Origin of the sequence: Kineococcus lubricus (assembly GCF_050871965.1) — a bacterium.
Taxonomy (GTDB): Bacteria; Actinomycetota; Actinomycetes; order Actinomycetales; family Kineococcaceae; genus Kineococcus.
In genome coordinates, this window is sequence record NZ_JBJLSK010000015.1 from 63,091 (window position 1) to 85,162 (window position 22,072).

General features: G+C 74.3%; 19 protein-coding genes and 1 pseudogene. 7 read left to right on the top strand and 13 right to left on the bottom strand.

Annotation, left to right across the window (positions count from 1 at the left end; all coding sequences use genetic code 11):
* Positions 1-29 precede the first annotated feature (29 nt).
* Positions 30-1,289 (top strand): cysteine--1-D-myo-inosityl 2-amino-2-deoxy-alpha-D-glucopyranoside ligase, encoded by a 1,260-nt coding sequence (gene mshC / locus ACRYRX_RS13080; protein WP_432512395.1) that lies wholly within the window; start codon positions 30-32, stop codon positions 1,287-1,289.
* A gap of 45 nt (positions 1,290-1,334) precedes the next feature.
* Here mshC and ACRYRX_RS13085 read toward each other — a convergent pair whose 3' ends face one another.
* The 4 genes from ACRYRX_RS13085 to ACRYRX_RS13100 all read right to left on the bottom strand — a co-directional run bounded on the left by ACRYRX_RS13085 (position 1,335) and on the right by ACRYRX_RS13100 (position 4,378).
* Positions 1,335-2,099 (bottom strand): AIM24 family protein, encoded by a 765-nt coding sequence (locus tag ACRYRX_RS13085; protein WP_432512396.1) that lies wholly within the window; start codon positions 2,097-2,099, stop codon positions 1,335-1,337.
* The gene (locus ACRYRX_RS13090) at positions 2,096-2,764 is read right to left on the bottom strand and encodes an AIM24 family protein (RefSeq protein WP_432512398.1); all 669 of its coding nucleotides are present in this window, start codon (positions 2,762-2,764) and stop codon (positions 2,096-2,098) included. The genes ACRYRX_RS13085 and ACRYRX_RS13090 overlap by 4 nt, the downstream gene beginning before the upstream one ends.
* The gene (locus ACRYRX_RS13095) at positions 2,764-3,393 is read right to left on the bottom strand and encodes an AIM24 family protein (RefSeq protein ID WP_432512400.1); all 630 of its coding nucleotides are present in this window, start codon (positions 3,391-3,393) and stop codon (positions 2,764-2,766) included. The genes ACRYRX_RS13090 and ACRYRX_RS13095 overlap by 1 nt, the downstream gene beginning before the upstream one ends.
* A 112-nt stretch (positions 3,394-3,505) precedes the next feature.
* On the bottom strand, positions 3,506-4,378 hold the full coding sequence (locus ACRYRX_RS13100; protein ID WP_432512402.1) for a PAC2 family protein: 873 nt from the start codon (positions 4,376-4,378) through the stop codon (positions 3,506-3,508).
* Between the two features lie 25 nt (positions 4,379-4,403).
* On the opposite strand from ACRYRX_RS13100, the gene ACRYRX_RS13105 reads away from it, so the two are divergent.
* Positions 4,404-5,126, top strand: coding sequence for an HAD family hydrolase (locus ACRYRX_RS13105; RefSeq protein ID WP_432512404.1), 723 nt, complete (start codon positions 4,404-4,406; stop codon positions 5,124-5,126).
* A gap of 1 nt (position 5,127) precedes the next feature.
* Here the strand turns inward: ACRYRX_RS13105 and ACRYRX_RS13110 are convergent, their stop codons facing one another.
* On the bottom strand, positions 5,128-6,000 hold the full coding sequence (locus ACRYRX_RS13110; RefSeq protein ID WP_432512406.1) for a RecB family exonuclease: 873 nt from the start codon (positions 5,998-6,000) through the stop codon (positions 5,128-5,130).
* 158 nt (positions 6,001-6,158) lie between these two features.
* Between ACRYRX_RS13110 and ACRYRX_RS13115 the strand changes: the two genes are divergently transcribed.
* Both ACRYRX_RS13115 and ACRYRX_RS13120 read left to right on the top strand, forming a co-directional pair.
* On the top strand, positions 6,159-7,295 hold the full coding sequence (locus ACRYRX_RS13115; RefSeq protein WP_432512408.1) for a site-2 protease family protein: 1,137 nt from the start codon (positions 6,159-6,161) through the stop codon (positions 7,293-7,295).
* A 38-nt stretch (positions 7,296-7,333) separates the two neighbouring features.
* Entirely contained in the window at positions 7,334-8,428 is a 1,095-nt protein-coding gene (locus tag ACRYRX_RS13120) for a tRNA (adenine-N1)-methyltransferase (protein ID WP_432512410.1), read from the top strand.
* A gap of 27 nt (positions 8,429-8,455) precedes the next feature.
* Here ACRYRX_RS13120 and ACRYRX_RS13125 read toward each other — a convergent pair whose 3' ends face one another.
* The 3 genes from ACRYRX_RS13125 to ACRYRX_RS13135 form a co-directional block, all read right to left on the bottom strand.
* Entirely contained in the window at positions 8,456-9,187 is a 732-nt protein-coding gene (locus ACRYRX_RS13125; RefSeq protein ID WP_432512412.1) for a ThuA domain-containing protein, read from the bottom strand.
* Positions 9,184-10,254, bottom strand: a complete 1,071-nt coding sequence (locus ACRYRX_RS13130; protein ID WP_432512413.1) for a Gfo/Idh/MocA family protein — start codon at positions 10,252-10,254, stop codon at positions 9,184-9,186. Before ACRYRX_RS13130 ends, ACRYRX_RS13125 begins: the two co-directional genes overlap by 4 nt.
* A gap of 66 nt (positions 10,255-10,320) precedes the next feature.
* The gene (locus tag ACRYRX_RS13135; RefSeq protein WP_432512415.1) at positions 10,321-11,199 is read right to left on the bottom strand and encodes a sulfurtransferase; all 879 of its coding nucleotides are present in this window, start codon (positions 11,197-11,199) and stop codon (positions 10,321-10,323) included.
* A gap of 194 nt (positions 11,200-11,393) precedes the next feature.
* Between ACRYRX_RS13135 and ACRYRX_RS13140 the strand changes: the two genes are divergently transcribed.
* Positions 11,394-12,380 (top strand): bile acid:sodium symporter family protein, encoded by a 987-nt coding sequence (locus tag ACRYRX_RS13140; protein ID WP_432512417.1) that lies wholly within the window; start codon positions 11,394-11,396, stop codon positions 12,378-12,380.
* On the opposite strand, the gene ACRYRX_RS13145 is transcribed toward ACRYRX_RS13140, so the two are convergent.
* The 4 genes from ACRYRX_RS13145 to ACRYRX_RS13160 form a co-directional block, all read right to left on the bottom strand.
* Positions 12,291-13,337 carry a YihY/virulence factor BrkB family protein gene (locus tag ACRYRX_RS13145; protein ID WP_432512418.1) on the bottom strand — a complete coding sequence of 349 codons (1,047 nt, stop codon included), beginning with the start codon at positions 13,335-13,337 and terminating at the stop codon, positions 12,291-12,293. The two genes, ACRYRX_RS13140 and ACRYRX_RS13145, sit on opposite strands and share 90 nt — an antisense overlap.
* Before the next feature lie 79 nt (positions 13,338-13,416).
* Positions 13,417-14,544 carry an alpha/beta hydrolase gene (locus ACRYRX_RS13150; protein ID WP_432512420.1) on the bottom strand — a complete coding sequence of 376 codons (1,128 nt, stop codon included), beginning with the start codon at positions 14,542-14,544 and terminating at the stop codon, positions 13,417-13,419.
* Positions 14,541-15,419: a tryptophan 2,3-dioxygenase gene (gene kynA, locus ACRYRX_RS13155; RefSeq protein ID WP_432512422.1), complete on the bottom strand. Its 879-nt coding sequence runs from the start codon at positions 15,417-15,419 to the stop codon at positions 14,541-14,543. The genes ACRYRX_RS13150 and kynA overlap by 4 nt, the downstream gene beginning before the upstream one ends.
* Positions 15,416-16,735, bottom strand: a complete 1,320-nt coding sequence (locus ACRYRX_RS13160; protein ID WP_432512424.1) for a kynureninase — start codon at positions 16,733-16,735, stop codon at positions 15,416-15,418. Before ACRYRX_RS13160 ends, kynA begins: the two co-directional genes overlap by 4 nt.
* A 197-nt stretch (positions 16,736-16,932) precedes the next feature.
* Between ACRYRX_RS13160 and ACRYRX_RS13165 the strand changes: the two genes are divergently transcribed.
* Together ACRYRX_RS13165 and arc are read left to right on the top strand one after the other, a co-directional pair.
* Entirely contained in the window at positions 16,933-19,194 is a 2,262-nt protein-coding gene (locus ACRYRX_RS13165) for a diguanylate cyclase domain-containing protein (protein ID WP_432512425.1), read from the top strand.
* A 131-nt stretch (positions 19,195-19,325) separates the two neighbouring features.
* Positions 19,326-20,966 (top strand): annotated as a pseudogene (gene arc, locus ACRYRX_RS13170) (proteasome ATPase); the annotation flags it as partial.
* Here arc and ACRYRX_RS13175 read toward each other — a convergent pair.
* Complete coding sequence (locus ACRYRX_RS13175; RefSeq protein WP_432512427.1) at positions 20,963-22,048, bottom strand: acyltransferase family protein; 1,086 nt, start codon at positions 22,046-22,048, stop codon at positions 20,963-20,965. The pseudogene arc and the gene ACRYRX_RS13175 overlap by 4 nt on opposite strands.
* Between the last annotated feature and the right edge of the window lie 24 nt (positions 22,049-22,072).

Sequence of the window (22,072 nt, forward strand, 5' to 3'; positions counted from 1 at the left end):
CGCTGGAGCGGGCAGGTAGGTTCGGGTTCGTGCGTTCCTGGCCCGCCCCCGTCGTCCCGACCCTGCCCGGTCGGGGTCCCCGCGTGCACCTGCACGACACCGCGACCGGGGGGCTCGTCCCCGTCGGCCCGCAGGAGGGGACGGCGACGCTGTACGTGTGCGGCATCACGCCGTACGACGCGACGCACCTGGGGCACGCGAACACCTACGTCTCCTTCGACCTGCTGGGCCGGGCCTGGCGGGACGCCGGCCTCGACGTCCGCTACGTGCAGAACGTCACCGACGTCGACGACCCGCTGCTGGAGCGCGCGACGGCGACCGGCGTGGACTGGCGCGACCTGGCCGAGTCCCAGATCGAGCTGTTCCGCGGGGACATGGCGGCGTTGTCGGTCGTCCCGCCGCAGGAGTACCTCGGGGTCGTGGAGGTGGTGGACCTGGTCGCGGCCGCGGTGCGCGACCTGCTGGCCGCCGGTGCGGCGTACCGGGTCCCGGGCGTGGACGGCGGCCCCGACGGCGACGTGTACTTCCCCGTCGGGTCGGACCCGGCCTTCGGGGCGGTGTCGGGCTACGACCGGCCGACGATGCTGGAACTGTCCGCCGAGCGTGGTGGTGACCCGCAGCGGCCGGGCAAGCGGGACCCGCTGGACCCGTTGCTGTGGCGGGTGGAACGCCCGGGGGAACCGGCCTGGGAGGCGGGTGAGCTGGGTCGGGGCCGTCCCGGCTGGCACGTGGAGTGCTCGGCGATCGCGCTGGAGCACCTGGGGATGCCGATCGACGTCCAGGCCGGCGGGTCGGACCTGGTGTTCCCGCACCACGAGATGGGTGCCTCCCACGCGCACCTGGTGCGCCCGGGGCAGCGGCCGTTCGCGCGGGCGTACGCGCACTCGGGGATGGTCGCCTTCGACGGCGAGAAGATGAGCAAGTCCAAGGGGAACCTGGTGCTCGTCTCGAAGCTGCTGGCCGCCGGGGTCGAGGCGGGCGCGATCCGGCTGGCGATCGTGGCCCACCACTGGCGCAGCGAGTGGGAGTGGACGGACGAGGTCCTGGCCACGGCCCGCGAGCGCTGGGCGGCGTGGACGTCGGCGGTGTCGCGGTCGGCGGGGCCGGCGGCCGGTCCGGTGCTGGACGGCGTGCGGGCGCGGCTGGCCGACGACCTCGACGCGCCCGGGGCGGTCGCCGCGGTCGACGCGTGGGTGGCCGCGGCGAACGCCGGGTCCGGGGACGACGCGAGCGCGCCGGGGCTGGTGCGCGACCTGGTGTCGGCGCTGCTCGGGGTGGAACTGGGCTGACGGGCGGGGGTGCCGGGCGGTCCCGCCCGGCACCCCCGCGCGCGGCTACTGCTGGTGCTGCTGGAGCTGGGTCTGGATGACCCCGGCCAGGTGGTGCAGCTGGTTCGGCCCGAGCTGCTGCACCTCGCCTTCGAGCCGGCGCACGACGTGCGGGTCCTCCATCATCCGTTCGGAGCTCTGGAGCAGGACCGTCCCGGCGCCGGTGAAGTCGTACTGGCGTTCCTCCCCGGAGCGGGTGCCGAACAGGGCACCGCGCGCGGCGCCGAGGAAGTGCCCCATCCAGCCGGCGTCGAAGTGCTGCGAGGGGGCGGGGCAGTCGGCCCACCCGACGAGCGCTTCGGGGTCGACGCGGACGGGGGGTTCGACGAAGATGACCGGCCCGGAGGAACTGGCGAGGAACTTGCCGGTCCCGAGGAGGGTGAGGAACCCGGGGATGATGGATTCCTTGAGTTCCAGCCCGGCGTCGAAGGCGAGCAGGTTCGCGGCGCGGACGGTGAGGTTCCCGTCCTCGAGGTCGTAGGAGTTGATGTCGTAGCCGCGGTCGCCGAGGATCACGTGGCCCTGGCCGTTGGCGACGACCCAGTCGTGGCTGTACAGCGGGGAGGAGAACTTCGCGGCGACCATCGCGGTCATCGACGTCGCCGTCAGGGGCTCGAACCGGATGGTGCCGCCCCCGAGGGGGTAGTAGGCGATCATGCGGCCGGTCTGCATGAACAGGGGCCCGTCGAGCCGCACGCAGTAGGCGTACGGGTTGTCGGGGAGGTTGTCGTGGTCCGGCAGGGTCTGCGGGTCCAGCGGTCGCACGGTCACAGCTTCTCCTCGCTCGCCTGGACGTAGACGGTGCCCTCGCCGGACACCTTGAGCTGGACGCCTTCCCCGGAGCCGCGTCCGACGGCGTCGCGCCAGGACAGGGCGGTCGCGACGTCGAGGCTGAGGTTCCCGACGTGCGCGACGTAGGCTTGCGGGTCGACGACGACCTGCCGGCCCGCGCCGACCCGCAGCGCGAACGTCCCGCCGTGGGACAGGACGGCGACGGACCCGCGGCCGGACAGCTGGGTGGTGAACAGGCCCTGGCCGGTGACGGCTCCGCGGACGGCGCCGCGCAGCCCGCCCTGCTGGCCGAGGAAGACGACGGAGCTGGACATGCTCGCGTCGTGCGCGAGCAGCCGGTCGGCTTCGACGGACATCGGCTGGGACCCGTCGAGGTCGACGATCGTGACGTGGTGGCCGCGGAACCCGTAGTGCACGGTGCCCTGGCCCTCGGCGACCATCAGGGGGACGGCCTCGCCCTGCAGGCCGCGGGCGAGCGCCGAGGCGATGCCGCCGCCGTAGGCGCCGCCGCCGGGTCCGCCGGAGACGGGGGAGAAGGTGATGCGGCCGGTGGTGGCGAGCATGGCGCCGCGGCGGGCGAGGACCTCGGCGCCGGGGCGGACGTCGGCGAGGACGACCTTGGAGGTGACCTTGGTGAACGTCATCACCGCTCCTCGGGCTGGATGTAGACGGTCCCGTGGCCCTCGAAGCGGAGGGAGAAGGCTTCCCCGGAGCTCTCGCCGATGAGGTTGCGCCAGGAGACGTCGGTGACGAAGGACTGGTTGAGCTGGCCGACGGCGCCGATGTAGGCGTCGGGGTCGACGACGAGGGGGGTCTGGGGGGTGACGCTGAGGGCGATGGGCGGGCCGCCGAGGGAGATCAGGGCGATCTGGCCGTGGCCGGTGACGGTGGTGGTGAACAGGCCCTGTCCGCTGGAGGCGCCCTGGAGGCCGGTGAAGGCGACGTCGTTCCTGAGGCCGGCGTCGAGGCAGAGGAGGCTCTCGGACTCGGCTCTGAGGGTGTCGCCGGCGAGGTCGAGGAGGAGGACGTAGCCGGCGTCGACGGCGAGGTGGACGGTGCCGCGGCCGGTGATCTCCATGAGGGACAGGGATTCGCCGGTGACGCGTTGCTTGAGGGCGGCGCGCAGGCCGCCTCCGCCGCCGGTGCCGGCGTTCTTGAACTGCACGTCGCCCTCGTAGGCGACCATCGAGCCGGTCTGGGCGCGGACGGCGCTGCCCTTGGACCCGTCGAGGTCGACGACGAGGACGCGGGGTGTTTCCAGTCGCCAGGTCACGGCGTCTCCCTCGCGTGGTGGTGCGGGTGGTCGGGGTCGACCGTACTGGGCGGGGCCGTCCGTGCGGGGGTTCTCGCGCGGAGCGCGGTGGGCGCTCCGGTCGCCCGCGGGGTCAGCCGCGGCGGGGTGGGTCGTCCCGGCGGCGCAGGTAGCGCTCGAACTCGCGGGCGATGGCTTCGCCGGAGGCTTCGGGGAGGTCGGCGGTGTCCTTGGCCTCTTCGAGCTGCTGGACGTACTCGGCGATCTCGGTGTCCTCCTCGGCGAGCTCGTCGACGCCGCGTTCCCAGGCGCGGGCGTCCTCGGGGAGGTCGGCGAGGGGGATGGAGAGGTCGAGGAGTTCCTCGATGCGGCGCAGGAGGGCGAGGGTGCCCTTGGGGGAGGGGGGCTGGCCGACGTAGTGGGGGATGGCGGCCCACAGGGAGACGGAGGGGATGCCGGCGGCGGTGACGGCGTCCTGGACGACGCCGACGATGCCGGTGGGGCCTTCGTAGCGGGAGGGTTCGATGTCGAGCTTCTCGACGAGGTCGGGGTCCTCGCTGCTGGAGGTGACGGGCAGGGGGCGGGTGTGGGGGACGTCGGCGAGGAGGGCGCCGAGGGTGAGGACGAGGGAGGCGCCGTGGGTGGTGGCGACGTCGACGACCTCCTGGGCGTAGGTGCGCCAGCGCATGGAGGGTTCGATGCCGCGGACGAGGATGACGTCGCGGGGGGCGTCGGGCAGGTGGGCGGTGGAGATGCGGGTGGTGGGCCAGGTGAGGCGGCGGCGGCCGTCGTCGTCGAAGTGGACGGTGGGCCGGTTGACCTGGAAGTCGTGGTAGAGCTCGGGGTCGAACTCGGTGAGGTCGGTGGCGTCCCAGACCTGGTGCAGGTGGGCGACGGCCTGGCTGGCGGACTCTCCGGCGTCGTTCCACCCCTCGAAGGCGGCGATGACGACGGGGTTGCGCAGGACGGTGTCGTCCGGCGTGGGGTCGGCGGGCTGGTCAGGCACCCCCCAACCCTAGACTCCGGGGCTGATGAATCCTTCCGAAGCACCCCGTGAGGCTCCCGTCCAGCTCCCCGCCGCGGTGTTGTGGGACATGGACGGGACGTTGGTGGACACCGAGCCGCACTGGATCGCGGCGGAGACGGCGCTGCTGGGGCGGTACGGGGCGTCGTGGTCGCACGAGCAGGCGCTGGGGCTGGTGGGCAGCGCGTTGCCGGAGTCGGGTCGGGTGCTGGCCGAGCACGTGGAGCGGTCGGTGGGGGTGCGGCTGGACCCGGACGCGGTGGTGGCGGAGCTGGTCGAGGCGGTGGTGGCGCAGGTCGGTGCGGCGGTGGTGTGGCGGCCGGGGGCGTTGGAGCTGTTGCGGGCGCTGGGGGCGGCGGGGGTGCCGTGCGCGCTGGTGACGATGTCGTACCGCAGCCTGGCGGACACGGTCGCGGCGATGGTGCCGGGGGCGTTCGCGGTGGTGGTGGCGGGCGACGAGGTGGAGCGGGGGAAGCCGGCTCCGGACCCGTACCTGCTGGCGGCGCGGCTGCTGGGGGTGTCGCCGGGGGAGTGCGTGGTGATCGAGGACTCCCCGACGGGGGTGGCGTCGGGGGAGGCGGCGGGGGCGCGGGTGCTGGCGTGCCCGCACATGGTGCCGATCCCGGCGGCTCCGGGGCGCAGCCGGGTGGCGTCGCTGGCGCAGGTGGACCCGGTGGTGCTGGGGTGGATCGCGGGTGGGCTGGTGCTGGACGCGGTGGCCGCGGGGTGAGCTAGGGGCCCGGTGCGGGGGTCGCGGTGGGCAGCGGCGGGGGTGTGCCGCCGTAGGCGGGGCACAGGGCCTTGTGGTGGCACCAGGTGCAGCCGCGGCCGGGGCGGGGGCGCCAGTCGCCGGTGGCGCGGTTGCGTTCGATGGCGTCGGCCAGGGCGCGGATCTTGCGTTCGGTGGCGAGGAGGTCCTGCTCGTCGGGGGTGTGGCGCAGGATCTCGCCGGAGCCGAGGTAGACGAGCTGCAGGAGCCGGGGGACCTGGCCGCGGGTGCGCCACAGCAGGAGCGCGTAGAAGCGCATCTGGAACAGGGCCTTGGCCTCGGAGGTCTGCGAGGGGGCGCGGCCGGTCTTGTAGTCGACGACGCGCATGGCTCCGCCGGGGGTGAGGTCGAGGCGGTCGACGATGCCGCGCAGGCGCAGGTCGTCGGTGAGGTCGAGCTCGACGGGCATCTCGCGGGCGGCCGGTTCGAGGCGGGTGGGGTCCTCGAGCTCGAAGAAGGTGCGCAGCAGGGCGCGGGCGCTGGTGAGCCAGGTGGCGAGCGCCCGGCCGGGGTCGGGGTCGGCGGGGTCGGCGGGGTCGGGGAAGAGGGTGCGGACGGCGGGTTCGCGGTCGCGCAGCGCGTCCCACTGGGGTTCGACCATGGCGCAGGCGCGGTCGAGGGTGCGCTGGTCGGCGGGCAGGTCGAAGAGGTGCTCGAGGACGGCGTGGACGAGGGTGCCGCGGACGGCGGCGGCGCTGGGGGTCTCGGGGAGCCGGTCGATGGTGCGGTAGCGGTAGAGCAGGGGGCACTGCATGAAGTCGGCAGCGCGGGAGGGCGACAGCGTGCGGCGGCTGGGGGGCGGGGGTGCCTCGGCCCGTGGCGCACCGTCGGTCACCGGTCCATCGTACGGCGCGGGGCGGGGGCGCCCGGGGTCGGAGCGGGTGGTGGGGCGACCTAGGATCGGTGGATGTTCGTGGTGGTCCCCCCAGTTCCCCGCCGGGTCGTCCGCGGGTGCGTGCGCAGGTCCGTCGGTGTGCCCGTCGGCGTGGTGTCGTGAGGGGCGGTATCCGGCTGGGGCGCCCGTTCGGGGTGCCGCTGGTGCTGTCGCCGTCGTGGTTCCTGTTCGCGGCGCTGATCGTGTGGGTGTTCGCGCCGGTGGTGCAGCTGCGGGTGCCGGGTCCGTCGTCGTACGTGGTGGCGTTCGGGTACGCGGTGCTGCTGCTGGTGTCGGTGCTGCTGCACGAGGTGGCGCACGCGCTGGCGGCGAGGGCCACGGGGCAGCGGGTCACGGGGATCGTGCTGAACGTGTGGGGTGGGTTCACCTCCCACGAGGGGCGGACGACGCCGGGCGGCAGCCTGCTGATCGCGGTGGTGGGCCCGGTGGTGAACGGGGTCATCGCGGTGGTGGCCTGGTGGCTGCGGGAGGCGGTCTCCGGGCAGCCCGGTGGCGGTGGGGTCGTGGGGTTGCTGCTGGGTGCGCTGATGCTGTCGAACGCGCTGCTGGCGGTGTTCAACCTGCTGCCGGGGTTGCCGCTGGACGGTGGTCACGCGCTGGAGGCGGTGGTCTGGAAGGTGCGCGGGGACCGGGTGGCCGGGACGGTGGTGGCCGGCTGGGTCGGGCGGGTGCTGGCGGTCGTGGTGCTCCTGGGCGGGTTGCTGGTGCCGCGGCTGCTGGGCTGGGGGTCGTCGCTGACGGACGTGGTGTGGGCGGCGCTGGTGGGGGCGCTGCTGTGGCAGGGGGCGTCGGAGGCGTTGCGGTTCGCGGCGGTGCAGCGGCGGGTGCCAGCGTTGTCGGCGCGGGTGCTGCGGCGGCCGGCGATCGGGGTGAACGCGCGGTCGACGGTGGAGGAGGTCGTGCGGTCGGCGCGGGCGGCGATCGACGCGGGGGTGACGCAGGGGTCGGCGCGGGACCTGGAGGTGGTGCTGGTGACCGACGACGGGGTGCCGGTGGCGGTGGTGGACACGGCGGCGTTGCGGCAGGTGCCGGTGGAGCGGCGGACGTCGCTGGGGGCGGGGGCGACGGCGCGGGCGTTGCCGCCGCGGTCGTGGTTGCCGGAGGACCTGACGGGTGAGGCGCTGCTGGAGGCGGTGCAGGTGCGTCCGGGGGAGCACGTCGTGGTGGACACTGCTGGTCGTGTGCGCGGGCTGCTGCACACCGGTGACGTGATCGCCGCCGTGACGGCCCGTTGACGCTGACCGTTCCCCGGACGACTGGAAGAGGACTCTCCGTGATCGACCCTGCCCACCCGACGACCGTCGACCCCGCGGTGGTGCACCCCCCGACGGGTGCGGCCACGCGCCGGGGCCCGCTGCGCGAGGGTGAGCGGGTGCAGCTGACCGACCCGCGGGGCCGGATGCACACGATCACCCTGACGGCGGGGGCCGAGTTCCACACCCACCGCGGCAAGTTCCTGCACGACGACCTGATCGGTCGGCCGGACGGGACGACGATCGTGAACACGGCGATGGTCGAGTACCTGGTGATGCGTCCGCTGCTGACGGACTTCGTGCTGTCGATGCCGCGCGGGGCGGCGGTGGTGTACCCGAAGGACGCCGGGCAGATCGTGCAGATGGCCGACGTGTTCCCGGGGGCGGTGGTCATCGAGGCCGGTGTGGGTTCCGGGGCGTTGACGATGTCGCTGCTGCGGGCGGTCGGGGACGGCGGGCGGGTGCACTCCTTCGAGCGGCGGGAGGACTTCGCGGCGGTGGCCCGGGGGAACGTGGAGACGTTCTTCGCCGGGCCGCACCCGGCGTGGACGCTGCGCGTGGGTGACCTGGTGGAGACGTTGCCGACGACGGGTGTGCTGGCCGACCGTGCGGTGCTGGACATGCTGGCGCCGTGGGAGTGCCTGGACGCGGTGGCCGACCACCTGGCGCCCGGTGGGGTGCTGATCTGCTACGTGGCGACGGCGACGCAGTTGTCGCGGGTGGCCGAGGCGATGCGGGACTCGGGTCGGTGGACCGAGCCGGAGGCGTGGGAGTCGATGGTGCGCGGCTGGCACCTGGAGGGGCTGGCGGTGCGCCCGCAGCACCGGATGATCGGGCACACGGGGTTCCTCATCACCTCGCGGCGGCTGGCGGACGGGGTGCGCCCGCCGCTGCGCAAGCGCCGTCCGGCGCCGGGGGCGTACCCGGTGGACGGTGAGGGCGCGGAGCTGGTGGAGGTCGTGGAGGGCACCGAGTACGGGGACCGGCCGATCTCGGACCGCAAGGTCCGCCGGGCCGCGCGGGAGGCGGCGCGGGGTGCGCAGGCCTCGGCGGAGGCGTCTGCGCACGCGTCGGTGGAGTCGTCGGTGGAGGACCCGGCGGGGTCGGACGACTGATCGCCGCCCGCCCCGCCGGGTCTCAGCTCACAGGAGCCACTGGCGGGGCGGGTTGGTGACGTCGGGGACGGTGCGGGGGGCGGGGCCGGGGTCGGCCCAGCGGACGCCGTTGGCCAGGACCTGCTGGATCTCGGGCTGCTGGTAGACGGGGTACTCCTGGTCGCCGGGGGAGAAGTAGAAGATGCGGCCGCGGCCGCGGGTGAAGGTGACGCCGGAGCGGAACACCTCGCCGCCGGCGAAGGAGCTGATGAAGATCAGGTCGTCGGGGTCGGGGATGTCGAACAGCTCCCCGTACATCTCCTGGCGGGGGATGACCAGGGGGTGCGGGACGCCGTGGGCGATGGGGTGGGACGGTTTGACCGTCCACACGAGTTCCTGCTCGCCCTCGTTGCGCCAGGCCAGGGAGCAGGTGGTGCCCAGGAGGCGGCGGAAGATCTTCGAGAAGTGCCCCGAGTGCAGGACGAGCAGGCCCATGCCGCCCAGGACGTGCTGCTCGACGCGGTCGACGACGGCGTCGTCGACCTGGTCGTGGGCGGCGTGGCCCCACCAGGTCAGGACGTCGGTGCGGTCCAGGACGTCGGCGGTCAGGCCGTGCTCGGGGTCGGCGAGGGTCGCGGTGGACACCTGCGCGTCGGGCAGCAGGCGGCGCAGGCCGGCGGCGATGGCGCCGTGCATGCCGTCGGGGTAGTACTCGCCGATGTTCGCGGGGTGGTTGTTCGCTTCGTGGACGCCTTCGTTCCACACCAGGACGCGGGTCACGCGGTGGTCCCTCCGATCCGTTCGACGGGTTCGACGCGGCCGGAGGCGGCGGACCTCGCGGCGGCTTCCATGAGGGCCACGCTGCCGAGGTTGGAGCGTCCGGTGACGTCGGGGGCGGGGCCGCCGCGGACGGCGCGGGCGAACTGGCGCAGCCCGGCGGAGCGGCCCCACAGGTCGGGGGTGACCAGGGCGACGGGTTCGGCCGGTGCGCCGCCCAGGCCGAGGCGGACCTCGTCGTCGGCGGGGCCGGAGTTCCCGCGGCCGGTGAGGGTGAGGTACCCGTCGGCGCCCTCGAAGGTCCACTCCCCGTCCCAGTGGGTCTGGGGGGCGCGGGAGACCCAGCTGCCGCGGTAGCTGGCGACGAGGCCGCCGTCGAGCTCGATGACGAGGACGGCGGAGGCCTCCTCGGTGTAGCGGCTCCACGGGGGGTCGGTGACCTTGGCGTAGACGCTGACGGCTTCGCGGCCGGTCGTCATGCGCAGCAGGTCGAAGTGGTGGATGGCCATGTCGTAGATGAGCGGGTGCGGGAACTGGTAGTGCCGGTAGCCGCCGTCGGCGGGTTCGTCGTGGTCCCAGCGGCGGAAGTCGACGTGGACGACGGACAGGTCGCCGACGGCGCCGTCGGCGATGAGCTGCCGGGCCTTCTGCGCGCCGGGGTAGAACCGGTAGTTCTGGCTGACCTGCAGGACGAGGCCGAGCTCCTCGGCGCGCTCGACGGCGGTGCGGGCTTCGGCGACGGTGCCGGCGAAGGGTTTCTCGACGAGGGCGTGCAGGCCGGCGTCGAGGGCTTCGAGCGCGACGGGCACGTGGAAGTCCATGGGGGCGGTGATGACGACGCCGTCGGCGGGGACGGCGGCGGCGGCCGCGGTCAGGGAGGTGAAGCACACCTCGTCGGGCAGGCCGAGGGCGGCCTGGGCCTTGCGCAGGGTCGGTTCGTGGGCGTCGACGACGGCGACGCGTTCGACCTCGGTGACCGGTGGGATGGCGTTGCGTTCCCAGTCCCCTCCCCACCCGCCGAGCCCGACGTGGATGATCTTCGTCTTCTGGGTGCTGTCAGCGTCGACCACGGCGTCGACGCTACACGGCGGGCCGGGAGCCGGGGAGGCTGCCCGCGGGCGTGTCTGGGATCGTTCTCACGCTCGGGGGGCGTCGTCGTCCGGGGCGTCGTCCGGGTCCGGTCCGGTGGCGACCGGGCGGGTGAGGTCGGTGATCCACTCCGACCAGGAGCCGGGGTAGAGCGTCCCGGACAGCCCGGCCACCTCCAGGGCCAGCAGCGTGTGCGCCGCGGTGACCCCGCTGCCGCAGTAGACCCCCACCTCCACGCCCGGCCGCACCCCGGCGGCGTCGAACCGCGCCCGCAGCTGCTCGGGCCGGTCGAAGGTCCCGGCCGCGGTGACGTGCTGGGTGGTCGGCAGGTTCCGGGCGCCGGGGACGTGCCCGGCGACCGGGTCGACCGGTTCGGCCTCCCCGCGGTACCGCTCGGGGGCGCGGACGTCCAGGAGCACGCCGGTGCGGGTCAGGGCGGGCAGGGCGCCGGCGTCCAGGACGGGCAGCGCGCCGGGGCGGACGACGACGTCCCCGGGGACGGGCCGGGAGACGTCGGTGGTGAGGGGACCGCCGTGCGCGGTCCAGGCGGCCAGGCCGCCGTCCAGGACGCGGACGTCGCCGAGCCCGGCCCAGCGCAGGACCCACCAGGCGCGGGCGGCGCTGGTGGAGTCCGCGGCGTCGTGGACGACGACGGGGGTGTCCTCGTGGACGCCGGCGGCGCGCAGGGCCTCCTGCAGCACCTCGGGGTCCGGCAGCGGGTGCCGGCCCTCGCCGGGGCGCCGGGGCCGCGACAGCTGGGTCTCGAGGTCGACGAACACGGCGCCGGGCAGGTGCCCCTGCGCGTACTCGGTGGCTCCGGCGGGCCCGCCCAGGCTCCACCGGACGTCCAGGAGGACCGGTGGGCGGTCCCCGGCCAGTTCGCGCTGCAGGCGCGGCACGTCGACGAGGGCAGCGGACTGGACCATGCCGGTCACTGTGCCACCACCGCCTCCCCCTCGCCCCCCTCGGCGATCAAGGACACCCCCTCGGCGATCAAGGACACCCGCACGCCCGTCGGGGACCAGACCGCGATCGCCGTGGCTGAGTCCTTGATCGGCGGACGGCTGTCCTTGATCGCGGAGGGCGGAGGGGGTGGGAGGGGGGCAGTAGGGTCGCGGCCGTGCTGCGCTGGTCCCGGGTCCCCGTCCTGCGTCGCGTCGAGCCCTTCGTCGTGGCGATCCTGCTGGCGGTCGCGGTGGCCGCGGCGCTGCCGGCCGGAGGTGCGGTCGCCACGGGCCTGTCCTGGGGGACGACGGTCGGGGTCGGGGTCCTGTTCTTCGTCTACGGGGCGCGGATGGCGCCGGCGGAGGCGGTCGCGGGGTTGCGGAACTGGCGGTTGCAGGGGTCGGTCGCGGCCACGACGTTCCTGCTGTTCCCCGCGCTGGGGTTGCTGCTGGCCGCGGTCGTGGGCGGTTTCCTCGACGACGGCCTGGTCGCGGGAGTGCTGTTCCTGGCGGTGCTGCCCTCCACGGTGCAGTCGTGCGTGGTGTTCACGGCGGTGGCGCACGGGAACGTGCCGGGCGCGGTGGTCAGCGCGACGGTGTCGAACCTGGCCGGGATCGGGCTGACGCCGCTGCTGGCGGCGCTGGTGCTGGGCTCGACCGGCGGCGGCCCGGACGCCGGGGCGGTGGGCCGGATCGTGGTGCAGCTGCTGGTGCCGTTCCTGCTGGGGCTGGCCGCGGGCCGGTGGGTGGGCGGCTGGGTGCGGGCGCACCGGCGCCCGCTGACGCTGCTGGACCGCGCGGTGATCGTGGCGGTGGTCTACGCCGCGTTCAGCCGCGGTGTGCGGCAGGGGGTGTGGCAGCAGGTGGGAGCCGGGGAGGTCGCGGTGGTGCTGGCGTGCGCCGCGGTGCTCCTGGCGGCGGTGCTGGCCCTGACGTGGTGGGTCCCGACGTGGTGGGGGGCCGGGCGCGCGGACCGCGTGACGACGCTGTTCTGCGGGTCGAACAAGTCGCTGGCGACGGGGCTGCCGATGGCGACGGTGCTGTTCGACCCGCACGTGGTGGGGCTGGTGGCGCTACCGGTCATCCTCTACCACCCGCTCCAGATCACGGTCTGCTCGTTCCTGGCCACCCGACTCGGCCGCGCGGCGGGCCTCCAGGGGTGACTCGTCGAACTCGACGTGGACGCGCTCGAACCCCTTGTGCCGCTGCGCCTGCGCGATGCGGGTGTAGGCGCGTTCGTCGCCCTCGGTGAGTTCCACGGCGTCGGTGAACGGGGTCAGCAGGGCGCGCGGGTAGAGCCGGCGGCTGCGGACGACGTCGGCCTCCACGCACAGCACCACGCAGCAGGAGGTGACGAACAGGAACGCGATGAGGCCCAGGACCGCGGTGAACACCTGGTTGGACACGCTGGCCCGTTCGCTGACCAGACCGACGAGGTTCCCGCCGAAGTGCTGCAGGAACTGCCACAGGACGGCCATCGTCAGGGCGCCGGGCAGGATCGTGCGCAGCGGGGGCCGGTGGGCGGCGGCGAGCCAGAACGCCATGGTGAACCCGATGCCGGCCAGGACGGTGTACCCGACGGTGCTGGCCCAGTCCTGCACCGCGCTGTCGCCGCGGATCACGTCGCCCAGGACGATGTTCAGCACCGTCGTGCCGACGACGAACAACCCCGCGGTCACCATCAGCAGCAGGCTGCGCAGCCGGGACTTGAAGGGGTTGGGCCGTTCGTTGCGGGGGATGCCCCAGGCCACGTTCGCGGCGTTCTGCAGGGCCAGGCCGACCCCGAGCCCGCCGTAGAGCGCACCGGCGATGCCGATGGCCAGGCCCGCGCCGCCCCCGCCGAGCCGGCCGGGGTCGCCGACCTCCTCGCCGATGACCGGGATCGTGGCGACCGCGGAGTTCACGATGGCCTCCTGCGCGCCGGGGTCACCGGCCAGGACGTACCCGAGGATCGTGGACAGCAGCAGCAGGAGCGGGACGATGCTCAGCAGGCCGTAGTAGGTGACGATGGCGGCGAGGTAGGCGCCCTGGTCCTCGAAGAACTTGTAGACGACCGCGAGCGGGTAGCTGACGGCGGGGTGCCGCCGCTGGAACCCGTCGAGCCGCGAGACCCACGACATCGACCGTTCTCCCCCGACTCTCCCCGACGTTGCCCGGTGCGCGTGCTGGTGGTGCCGGGTCGAGGGTAGGGGCAGCCCGTCAGGGCTGCACGTCCACCAGCGGGTCCGCGGCCGGCGCCGCCCGCACCCGCTCGAGCAGGTCGACGACCCGGGCCCACACCGGTGCGGCGGGGTCGATGACGGAGAAGTGGTCGCCGTCGTCCTCCACGACCCGCACGTCGTCACCGGCGGCGAGCGCGGCGTCGGCGAAGCGGCGGGAGGCGTCGAGCAGGTCGGGGTCGTCGCCGCGGCAGCAGACCACGGCCAGCGGCAGGCCGATCGGCAGCCGGGCCATCGGGGAGGCGGCGGCGTAGACCTCGGGGATCAGGTGGGGCGGGCCGCCGAGGGCGGCGGCGACGGCGTGCTCGGACAGGCCGCGCGCGTGGATGGAGTGCAGGTCCAGGCAGCCGGCCAGGGAGACGGTCAGCGTGGGCCGCAGTTCGCTGGAGGCGCGGTCGGCGGCCAGCCGGGTGACCAGCTGCCCGCCGGCGGAGTGCCCCAGGGTCACGACGCGGGTCAGGTCCAGGGGCGCCTCGACGGAGTGCAGGACGCCGAACCCGGTGTCGACGTCGGCGGTGGTGGCGTCCCAGCCGTGCAGGTCGGGGCGGCGGTACTCCAGGTTCCAGGTCGCGAAACCGCGGGCGGTGAGGTCGGCGGCGGCGGCGTGCATGAGGTCGTTCTCCCACCGCGAGCGCCAGTAGCCGCCGTGGACGAGGACGGCGACGGGGAACGGGCCGGGGCCGTGGTCGGCGGGGTCGGGGGTGCGCAGGTGGGCGTACTGGTCGGGGTGCGGGCCGTAGGGGACGCGGCGGGCGGGGGTGGTGCGTTCGTGGAACCAGTCGTCGACGGCGAAGCGCAGTCCGGCGGTGCCGCGCCAGCGGACGTGGCGGCGGACGCGGGTGGAGCGGTCGGCGTCGCGGGCGTCGAGGTCGACGCGCACGACGGTGGCGTCGATGCCGGCGAGGAGGTCGTCGACGGGGGTGTCGTCGCCGGTGACGAGCAGGAACTCCCCGTCGGCGGCGGCCGCTTCGGAGCGCAGGTGCTCGTGGGAGGTGGTCAGGACGAGGCGGCCGGTGAGGCGGTGGGCGGCCAGGGCGGCGTCGAAGGTCTCCCGGGCGGTGCGGGAGCCGGTCAGGACGCCGGGGGCGGCCAGGGCGAGCAGGTTCACGAGCCGATCTCCGTGCGGACGGCGTACAGCTCGGGGAAGAAGGTGAGGTCCAGGGCGCGGGCGAGGAAGTCGACGCCGGTGGAGCCGCCGGTGCCGCGTTTGAACCCGATGGTGCGTTCGACGGTCTTGAGGTGCCGGAACCGCCAGAGCTGGAAGTTCTCCTCCAGGTCGACGAGTTCCTCGCAGGCCTCGTACTCGGTCCAGAACTCGCCGGCGTTCTCGTAGATGCGGCGGAAGACGGGGACGAGGGAGGGGGTGTGGACGTGGGCGGTGGTGACGTCGCGGTGGAGGAGTTCGGTGGGGACGTCGTGGCCGCGGCGGGCCAGGAACCGCAGGAACTGGTCGTACAGGCTGGGGGCGTGCAGCAGGTCGGCCAGTTCGGCGTGGCGGGGGGCGTCGTGGGCGAAGACGTCGAGCATCTTGGCGTTCTTGTTGCCCAGGACGAACTCGACGGCGCGGTACTGGTGGGACTGGAAGCCGGAGGAGTTGGCCAGGAAGCCGCGGAACTGGGCGTACTCGGTGGGGGTGAGGGTGGCCAGCACCGACCACTGCTCGGTGAGGGTGCGCTGGATGTGCTTGACGCGGGCGATGTTCTTCAGCGCGGTCTTCAGGTCGTCGGCGGCGATGGCGGTGACGGCCGAGCGCAGTTCGTGCAGGACGAGCTTGAGCCACAGCTCGCTGGTCTGGTGCTGGACGATGAACAGCATCTCGTCGTGGTGCTCGGGGACGGACAGGGGGTGCTGGGCGGACAGGACCTCGTCGAGGTGCAGGTAGGCGCCGTAGGACATGTCGCGGGTGAAGTCGGTGACGAGGCCGGCTTCGACCTCGCGGGTGTTGGCCTCGCGGGTGTTGGCCTCGCGGGTGTTCTCGCTCACGGGTTCCTCACGATCTGCTGCAGGGCGAGCATCCCGTCGAGGACCTCGCCGAAGCTGGTGGACAACGGGGCCAGGCCGATCCGGATGCCGTCGGGGGCGCGGAAGTCCGGCACGACACCGGCCCCCCACAGCCGGGTGGTCGCCTCCCGGAAGTCGACCCCGCTGCTGCCGGTGCGCACGGTCAGGTGGCCGCCGCGGTCGGCGGGGTCGCGGGGGGTGGCGATCTGCACGCCGTGGGGGGTGAGCAGTTCGTCGGCCAGGTCCAGGGCGTACCCGGTGAGCAGCACGGACTTGCGGCGGACGGCGTCGATGCCGGCGCGCTGGAGCTGTTCGAGCCCGGCGCGCACGGGGACCATGGACACGATGGGCGGGGTGCCGGAGACGAGTTGCCGCACGCCGGGGTCGGGCTGGTAGCCCCGCCCCATGGCGAAGGGGTCGGCGTGCCCCATCCAGCCCTGGATCGGCTGGCGCAGGACCCCCTGGTGGCGGTGGGCGAGGTAGGCGAACGCGGGCGCGCCGGGGCCGCCGTTGAGGTACTTGTAGGTGCAGCCGACCGCCAGGTCCGCCCCCCACTCGTCCAGGGCCAGCGGGACCGACCCCACCGAGTGCGACAGGTCCCACAGGACCAGCGCCCCGGCGTCGTGGACGGCGGCGGTGATCGCGGCGGCGTCGGCCAGGTGCCCGGAGCGGTAGGCGACGTGGCTGAAGGTGGCCAGGGCGGTGCGCGGCCCGACGGCGGCGGTGACCTGCTCGGGGGTGATCCCGGCGGCGGGGTCGGTCTCGATCCAGCGCAGCCGGGCGCCGGTCTCGGCGGCGATGCCCTCCAGGACGAAGCGGTCGGTGGGGAAGTTGTCGGTGTCGGCGACGATCTCGTCGCGGACCTCGTCGTGGCCGGCGGCCCGTCCGGCGGCCACGGCGGCGCGGGCCAGCTTGTAGAACAGGACGGTGGTGGAGTCGGCCACCACGGTCTGCCCGGCCCCGGCGCCGAGGGCGACGCGGCCCAGCAGGTCGCCGAGGTCGGTGGGCCAGTCCATCCAGCCGCCCGTCCGGCCGCCGTCACCGCCCTGCCCGTCGTGGGTCCAGCCCTGGATGAGGCGCCCGCCCCACTCCTGGGTGATGAACCGCTCGACCGCGGTGGAGGTGGCCTTCAGCGGCCGGCCCAGGGAGTTGCCGTCCAGGTAGGCGCTCACGCCGGGGGCCGCCTCGAGCTGGAACTCCTCGCGGTAGGCGGCCAGCGGGTCGGCCGCGTCCAGCTCGGCGGCGCGGGCGGCCAGGTCCGCGGTGCTGCGGGAGGTGGCCGAGGGGGTGGCGTTCACTGGGGTCCTCCCGTGGTCGTGCGTGCTGGCCGGGTCAGTCTGGCCGATGCCGGGCGCGGTCGGCGGTGCAGGGTCGATGGAGGGTCGGTGCCGGGCCGGCGCCGGGCCGGCGCCGGGTCGGTGCCGGGCCGGACTGGGCCGGACGGGTGAACGGACTGGACATCGAGGTGCGGTGTGCCGAGGACCCGGTGGTGACGGTGACGAGTGCTGCCCTGGGCATCGAGCAGGTCCTCCTCGACGGTGGGCTCCACAGCGTGTTCCAGCCGATCGTGGACCTGGACTCCGGTGCGGTGGTGGCGTACGAGGCGCTGGTGCGCGGCCCGCAGGGCCCGCTGCAGCGCCCCGACGACCTGTTCGCGGCGGCACGGGCGGCCGGCTGCCTGGCCGAGCTGGACCAGGCGTGCCGGGCGGCGGCGTTCGCCGGTGCGGTCGAGCACGCCGTGGTGTCGCCGCTGACGCTGTTCGTGAACGTGGAGCCGGAGGTGCTGGACTCGGCGCCGCTGAGCCGGTTGCTGGCGCTGGCCGAGGGGGCGCCGGGCCGGCTGCGGGTGGTCGTGGAGATCACCGAGCGGGCGCTGGCGACGCGGCCGGCGGAGCTGCTGCGGACCGTGGCGCGGATCCGGGAGATCGGCTGGGGCATCGCGCTGGACGACGTGGGCGCGGACGCCATGTCGCTGGCGTTCATGCCGCTGCTGCGGCCCGACGTGGTCAAGCTGGACCTGCGGCTGGTGCAGGGGCGCCCGGGCGCGGCCGTGGCGCAGATCATGAACGCGGTCAACGCGTACGCGCAGAGCTCGGGTGCGGTGGTGCTGGCCGAGGGCATCGAGGACGAGGCGCACCTGCGGACGGCGCGGGCGCTGGGCGCGCAGCTGGGGCAGGGGTGGTTCTTCGGCCGTCCGGCCGCGCCGCCGCCGCCCGCGGCGGCCACCGGCGAGCTGGTCCTGGCCGCGGCGGCCCCGGTGGTGGACCCCGGGCTGACGTCGCCGTTCGCGGCGCTGCCGCCGGGGACGGTGCTGCGCCGGTCGCCGAAGGCGCTGCTGATCGAGGTCAGCAAGCAGCTGGAGCGGGAGGCGCGGCGGCTGGGTGAGACCTGCGTGGTCGCCTCGACGTTCCAGGAGGCCCGGCACTTCACGGTCGCGACCCGGTCGCGGTACCGCGACCTGGCCGACAGCGTGGGGTTCGTGGCGGCGGTCGGCGAGGGGCTGCCGGAGTCGCCGATGCCGGGGGTGCGCGGGGCCACGCTGGCCGCCGGTGACCCGGTGCGCGGGGAGTGGGACGTGGTGGTGCTGGCGCCGCACTTCGCCGCGGCGCTGCTGGCCCGAGACCTGGGCGACGAGGGCGCGGACCGGGAACGGGAGTTCGAGTACGCCCTGACGTACGACCGGGACGTGGTCGTGGCGGCGATGCAGTCGCTGCTGTCGCGGGTGGCTCCGCGGGTCGCCGCGCCGGTGGCGGGGCCGGCCGCGGTGGCGTCGTCGGGTCCGGCGCCGGGTGCGGTGGCGCGCCGGGATTCGCGCGGGGGTTCGCGCCAGGGCTCGGACCTGGACCTGGACCGGCTGCTGCCGCGGGCGCTGGCGGCGACGACGAGCGGGGTGGCGATCGCGGACATGACGCGCCCGGACGCCCCGCTGGTGTACGTGAACGCGGCGTTCGAGCAGCTGTCGGGGCGCAGCGCGGCCGAGGTGCTGGGGCGCAACTGCCGCCTGCTGCAGGGGCCGGACACCGACCCGGCGGTCGTCAACGAGATCCGGTCGGCGATCGCGGCGGGCCGGGAGTGGCGCGGGGTGCTGGTGAACTACCGCGGCCCGCGGCGGCTGCGGTGGTGGAACGAGATCCACCTGGCGCCGGTGTTCGACGAGACGGGCCGGCTGGTGCAGTACATCGGGGTCCAGCTCGACGTGAGCGACCGGGTGCGCGCCCAGCAGGAGGCCGAGCGGGAGCGGTCCCGCTCGCGCAGCTACCTGCGCCGCATCGAGGAGCTCGCGCACACCGACGCCCTGACGGGCCTGGCCAACCGCCGGGGCGTGGAGCGGTTCGTGGAGGGCGAGCTGGTCCGGGCGCAGCGGGAGGGGACGGCCGTGGCGCTGCTGTTCTGCGACCTCGACGGGTTCAAGTCGGTGAACGACCGGTTCGGCCACGCGGCCGGGGACGAGCTGCTGACGGTGGTCGCGCAGCGGCTGCGGCGGTCGGTGCGCGAGACCGACCTGGTGGCCCGCCTCGGTGGGGACGAGTTCGTGGTGGCCCTGACCGGCCTGGAGCCGGCGTCGGCGGCCGCGCAGGCCGGGCGGGTCGGGCAGGCGCTGGCCGGCGCGGTCCTGGCGCCGGTCCCGTTGAGCGCCGGCGTCGGTTCGGTGGGCGCCAGCGTCGGGATCGCGGTGCACCCCGCGCACGGGGCGACGTTCGCGCAGCTGGTCCGGCACGCCGACCGGGACATGTACCGCGTCAAGCACGGCGCCTGAACCGGCGGCGCGCCGACACGGAACCGCCTCGCGATCTCCGCGCGTCGGGTTAATGTCGAATGCACCACCCAGACGGGAGATGCGCCATGACGGAGCCCACACGCCGCTTCGGCGGTGGTGGTGAGCGGGATCCCCGCCACCTCACCGCCCTCGAGGAACAGCTCGGGGCGGCCCGCACCCGACTCGCCCAGGTCAGCGCCCAGAACGATCGGCTGGCCAGCACCCTGCGCGAGGCTCGTGACCAGATCGTCGCGCTCAAGGCGGAGGTGGACCGGCTGGGGCAGCCCCCGGCCCAGTTCGCCACGTTCCTGCAGCCCGGTGACGACGAGGGCACGGCCGACATCGTGTCCGCCGGCCGGCGCATGCGCGTGGCCGTCAGCCCCGCCGTCGACCTCGCGGCCCTGCGCCCGGGGCAGGACCTCATGGTCAACGAGGCCATGAACGTCGTGGCCGCGTTCGACTACGAGCGCACCGGGGAGCTGGCGTCGGTCAAGGAGGTCCTGCCCGACGGGCGGGCCCTGGTGCTGGCGCGGGCCGACGAGGAACGGGTCGTGCGGCTGGCCGGGCCCCTGATGGACGGGCCGCTGCGGGTGGGCGACTCCCTGACGATCGACACGCGGTCGGGGTTCGCCTTCGAGCGGATCCCGAAGGCCGAGGTCGAGGAGCTGGTGCTGGAGGAGGTGCCGGACATCGACTACGAGGACATCGGTGGTCTGGGGCCGCAGATCGAGGCCATCCGGGACGCGGTGGAGCTGCCGTTCCTGCACGCCGACCTGTTCCGCGAGCACGGGCTGCGTCCGCCCAAGGGGATCCTGCTGTACGGCCCGCCCGGGTGCGGCAAGACGCTCATCGCCAAGGCGGTCGCGAACTCGCTGGCGAAGAAGGCCGCCCAGCTGCGCGGGGAGACGCAGGCCAAGAGCTACTTCCTGAACATCAAGGGCCCGGAGCTGCTGAACAAGTACGTCGGGGAGACCGAGCGGCACATCCGGCTGATCTTCGCGCGGGCCCGGGAGAAGGCCAGCGGCGGGACGCCGGTGGTCGTGTTCTTCGACGAGATGGAGTCGCTGTTCCGCACCCGCGGGTCGGGGGTGTCCTCGGACGTGGAGACCACGATCGTGCCGCAGCTGCTGTCCGAGCTCGACGGCGTGGAGCGGCTGGAGAACGTCATCGTCATCGGCGCCTCGAACCGCGAGGACATGATCGACCCGGCGATCCTGCGGCCGGGCCGCCTCGACGTCAAGATCAAGATCGAGCGGCCGGACGCCGAGAGCGCCGGGCAGATCTTCAGCAAGTACCTGACGACGGACCTGCCGCTGCACGCCGACGACCTGGCCGTCAACGGCGGCAACCCGCAGACGACGGTCGACGCGATGATCCAGGCCACGGTGGAGCGGATGTACACCGAGACCCCGGAGAACGAGTTCCTGGAGGTCACCTACGCCGGCGGGGACAAGGAGGTCCTGTACTACAAGGACTTCAACTCCGGGGCGATGATCCAGAACATCGTGGACCGGGCCAAGAAGATGGCCATCAAGGACCTGCTGACGTCGCAGCAGCGGGGTCTGCGGGTGGATCACCTCATGAGCGCGTGCGTAGACGAGTTCAAGGAGAACGAGGACCTGCCCAACACGACGAACCCGGACGACTGGGCCCGCATCTCGGGCAAGAAGGGGGAGCGGATCGTGTTCATCCGCACCCTCATGCAGGGCAAGAAGGGCACCGAGGCGGGCCGGTCGATCGACACGGTCGCCAACACCGGTCAGTACCTCTAGACCCCCTGCACCCGGTCCCGGGTCTCCGGGACCGTCGCGACTCCGACCGTGGGCCGCACCTCGCGCTGGCGGGGTGCGGCCCACGGTGCGTGCAGCAGCCACGGCACGCGGGTCAGCGGGCCGCGCAGCGGCAGGCACACCGCGAGCGCCGCGGCGACCAGGACGGCGGGGGCGAGCAGGGACAGCGGGCCGCGCAGGCCGGTGCCGGCGGCGGGGGCCAGCGCGAGGACGAGGACGCCCAGGACGATCTCGTGGGTGACGTAGACGGGCAGGGTGCGGCTGCCGACGTGGGCCAGGCCGTGGCCGAGGCGGGTGGGGGCCAGGCGGACGGCGACGGCGCAGCCGGCGACGACGGCGCCGGCGCCGACGAGGAGGCGGACGCCGGGGACCTGGGTGAGGCTCAGGGCGGTGACGGCGAGGGCGAGGGCGCCGACGACGGCGGCCAGGGCGGTGACGGCGGCGGGGCCGGGGACGCGGGTGGACAGGCGCAGGGCGCCCTCGCGCAGTCGCAGTCCGGCGGCGAAGAAGACGAAGAGGGTGAGCAGGTCGCTCCACACGAAGCTGTACCGGACGAGCTGGCCGGGGCCGAGGGCGGCGGCGAGGGCGGCGGCGGCGGGCAGCAGGACGACGGTGGGGACGGTGCGGGTGAGGCGGCCCAGGGGCAGGTAGAGGGCGAGGGCGAGCAGGTACCAGGCGCCGTTGTCGGGCAGCAGGAGGGTCTGGTCCAGCCAGCCGCGGGGGCCGCCGGGCACGTCGTCGCGGGCGTAGGGGACGACGAGGGTGAAGGCGGCGAAGGCGGCGCTGGCCCACAGCAGGTAGACCCACAGGTCGTTGGTGGTGCGGCGGCGCAGCAGGTCGGGCCAGGGGCGGTGCACGGCGCGGACGGCGAGCAGGCCGGAGAGGAAGAAGAACAGCGGCATCCGCAGCAGGCGGAGGGTCTCGTTGAGGGCGGTCCAGGCGGGGTGGCCCAGTCCTTCGGCGGTGGTGAACAGGACGGCGTGGTGGGTGACGACCAGGACGATGGCGGCGCCGCGGGCGGTGTCGACCCAGGGCAGGCGCGGGCTGGGCGTGGTGCTGGTCACGGGTCTCCTGGGCGGTCGGACCCG

Coding starts and splice junctions, on each gene's coding strand:
- ACRYRX_RS13135 (WP_432512415.1), bottom strand. CDS start 11,199: ATGGTCCAGTCCGCTGCCCTCGTCGACGTGCCGCGCCTGCAGCGCGAA.
- ACRYRX_RS13105 (WP_432512404.1), top strand. CDS start 4,404: ATGAATCCTTCCGAAGCACCCCGTGAGGCTCCCGTCCAGCTCCCCGCC.
- ACRYRX_RS13090 (WP_432512398.1), bottom strand. CDS start 2,764: ATGACGTTCACCAAGGTCACCTCCAAGGTCGTCCTCGCCGACGTCCGC.
- ACRYRX_RS13145 (WP_432512418.1), bottom strand. CDS start 13,337: ATGTCGTGGGTCTCGCGGCTCGACGGGTTCCAGCGGCGGCACCCCGCC.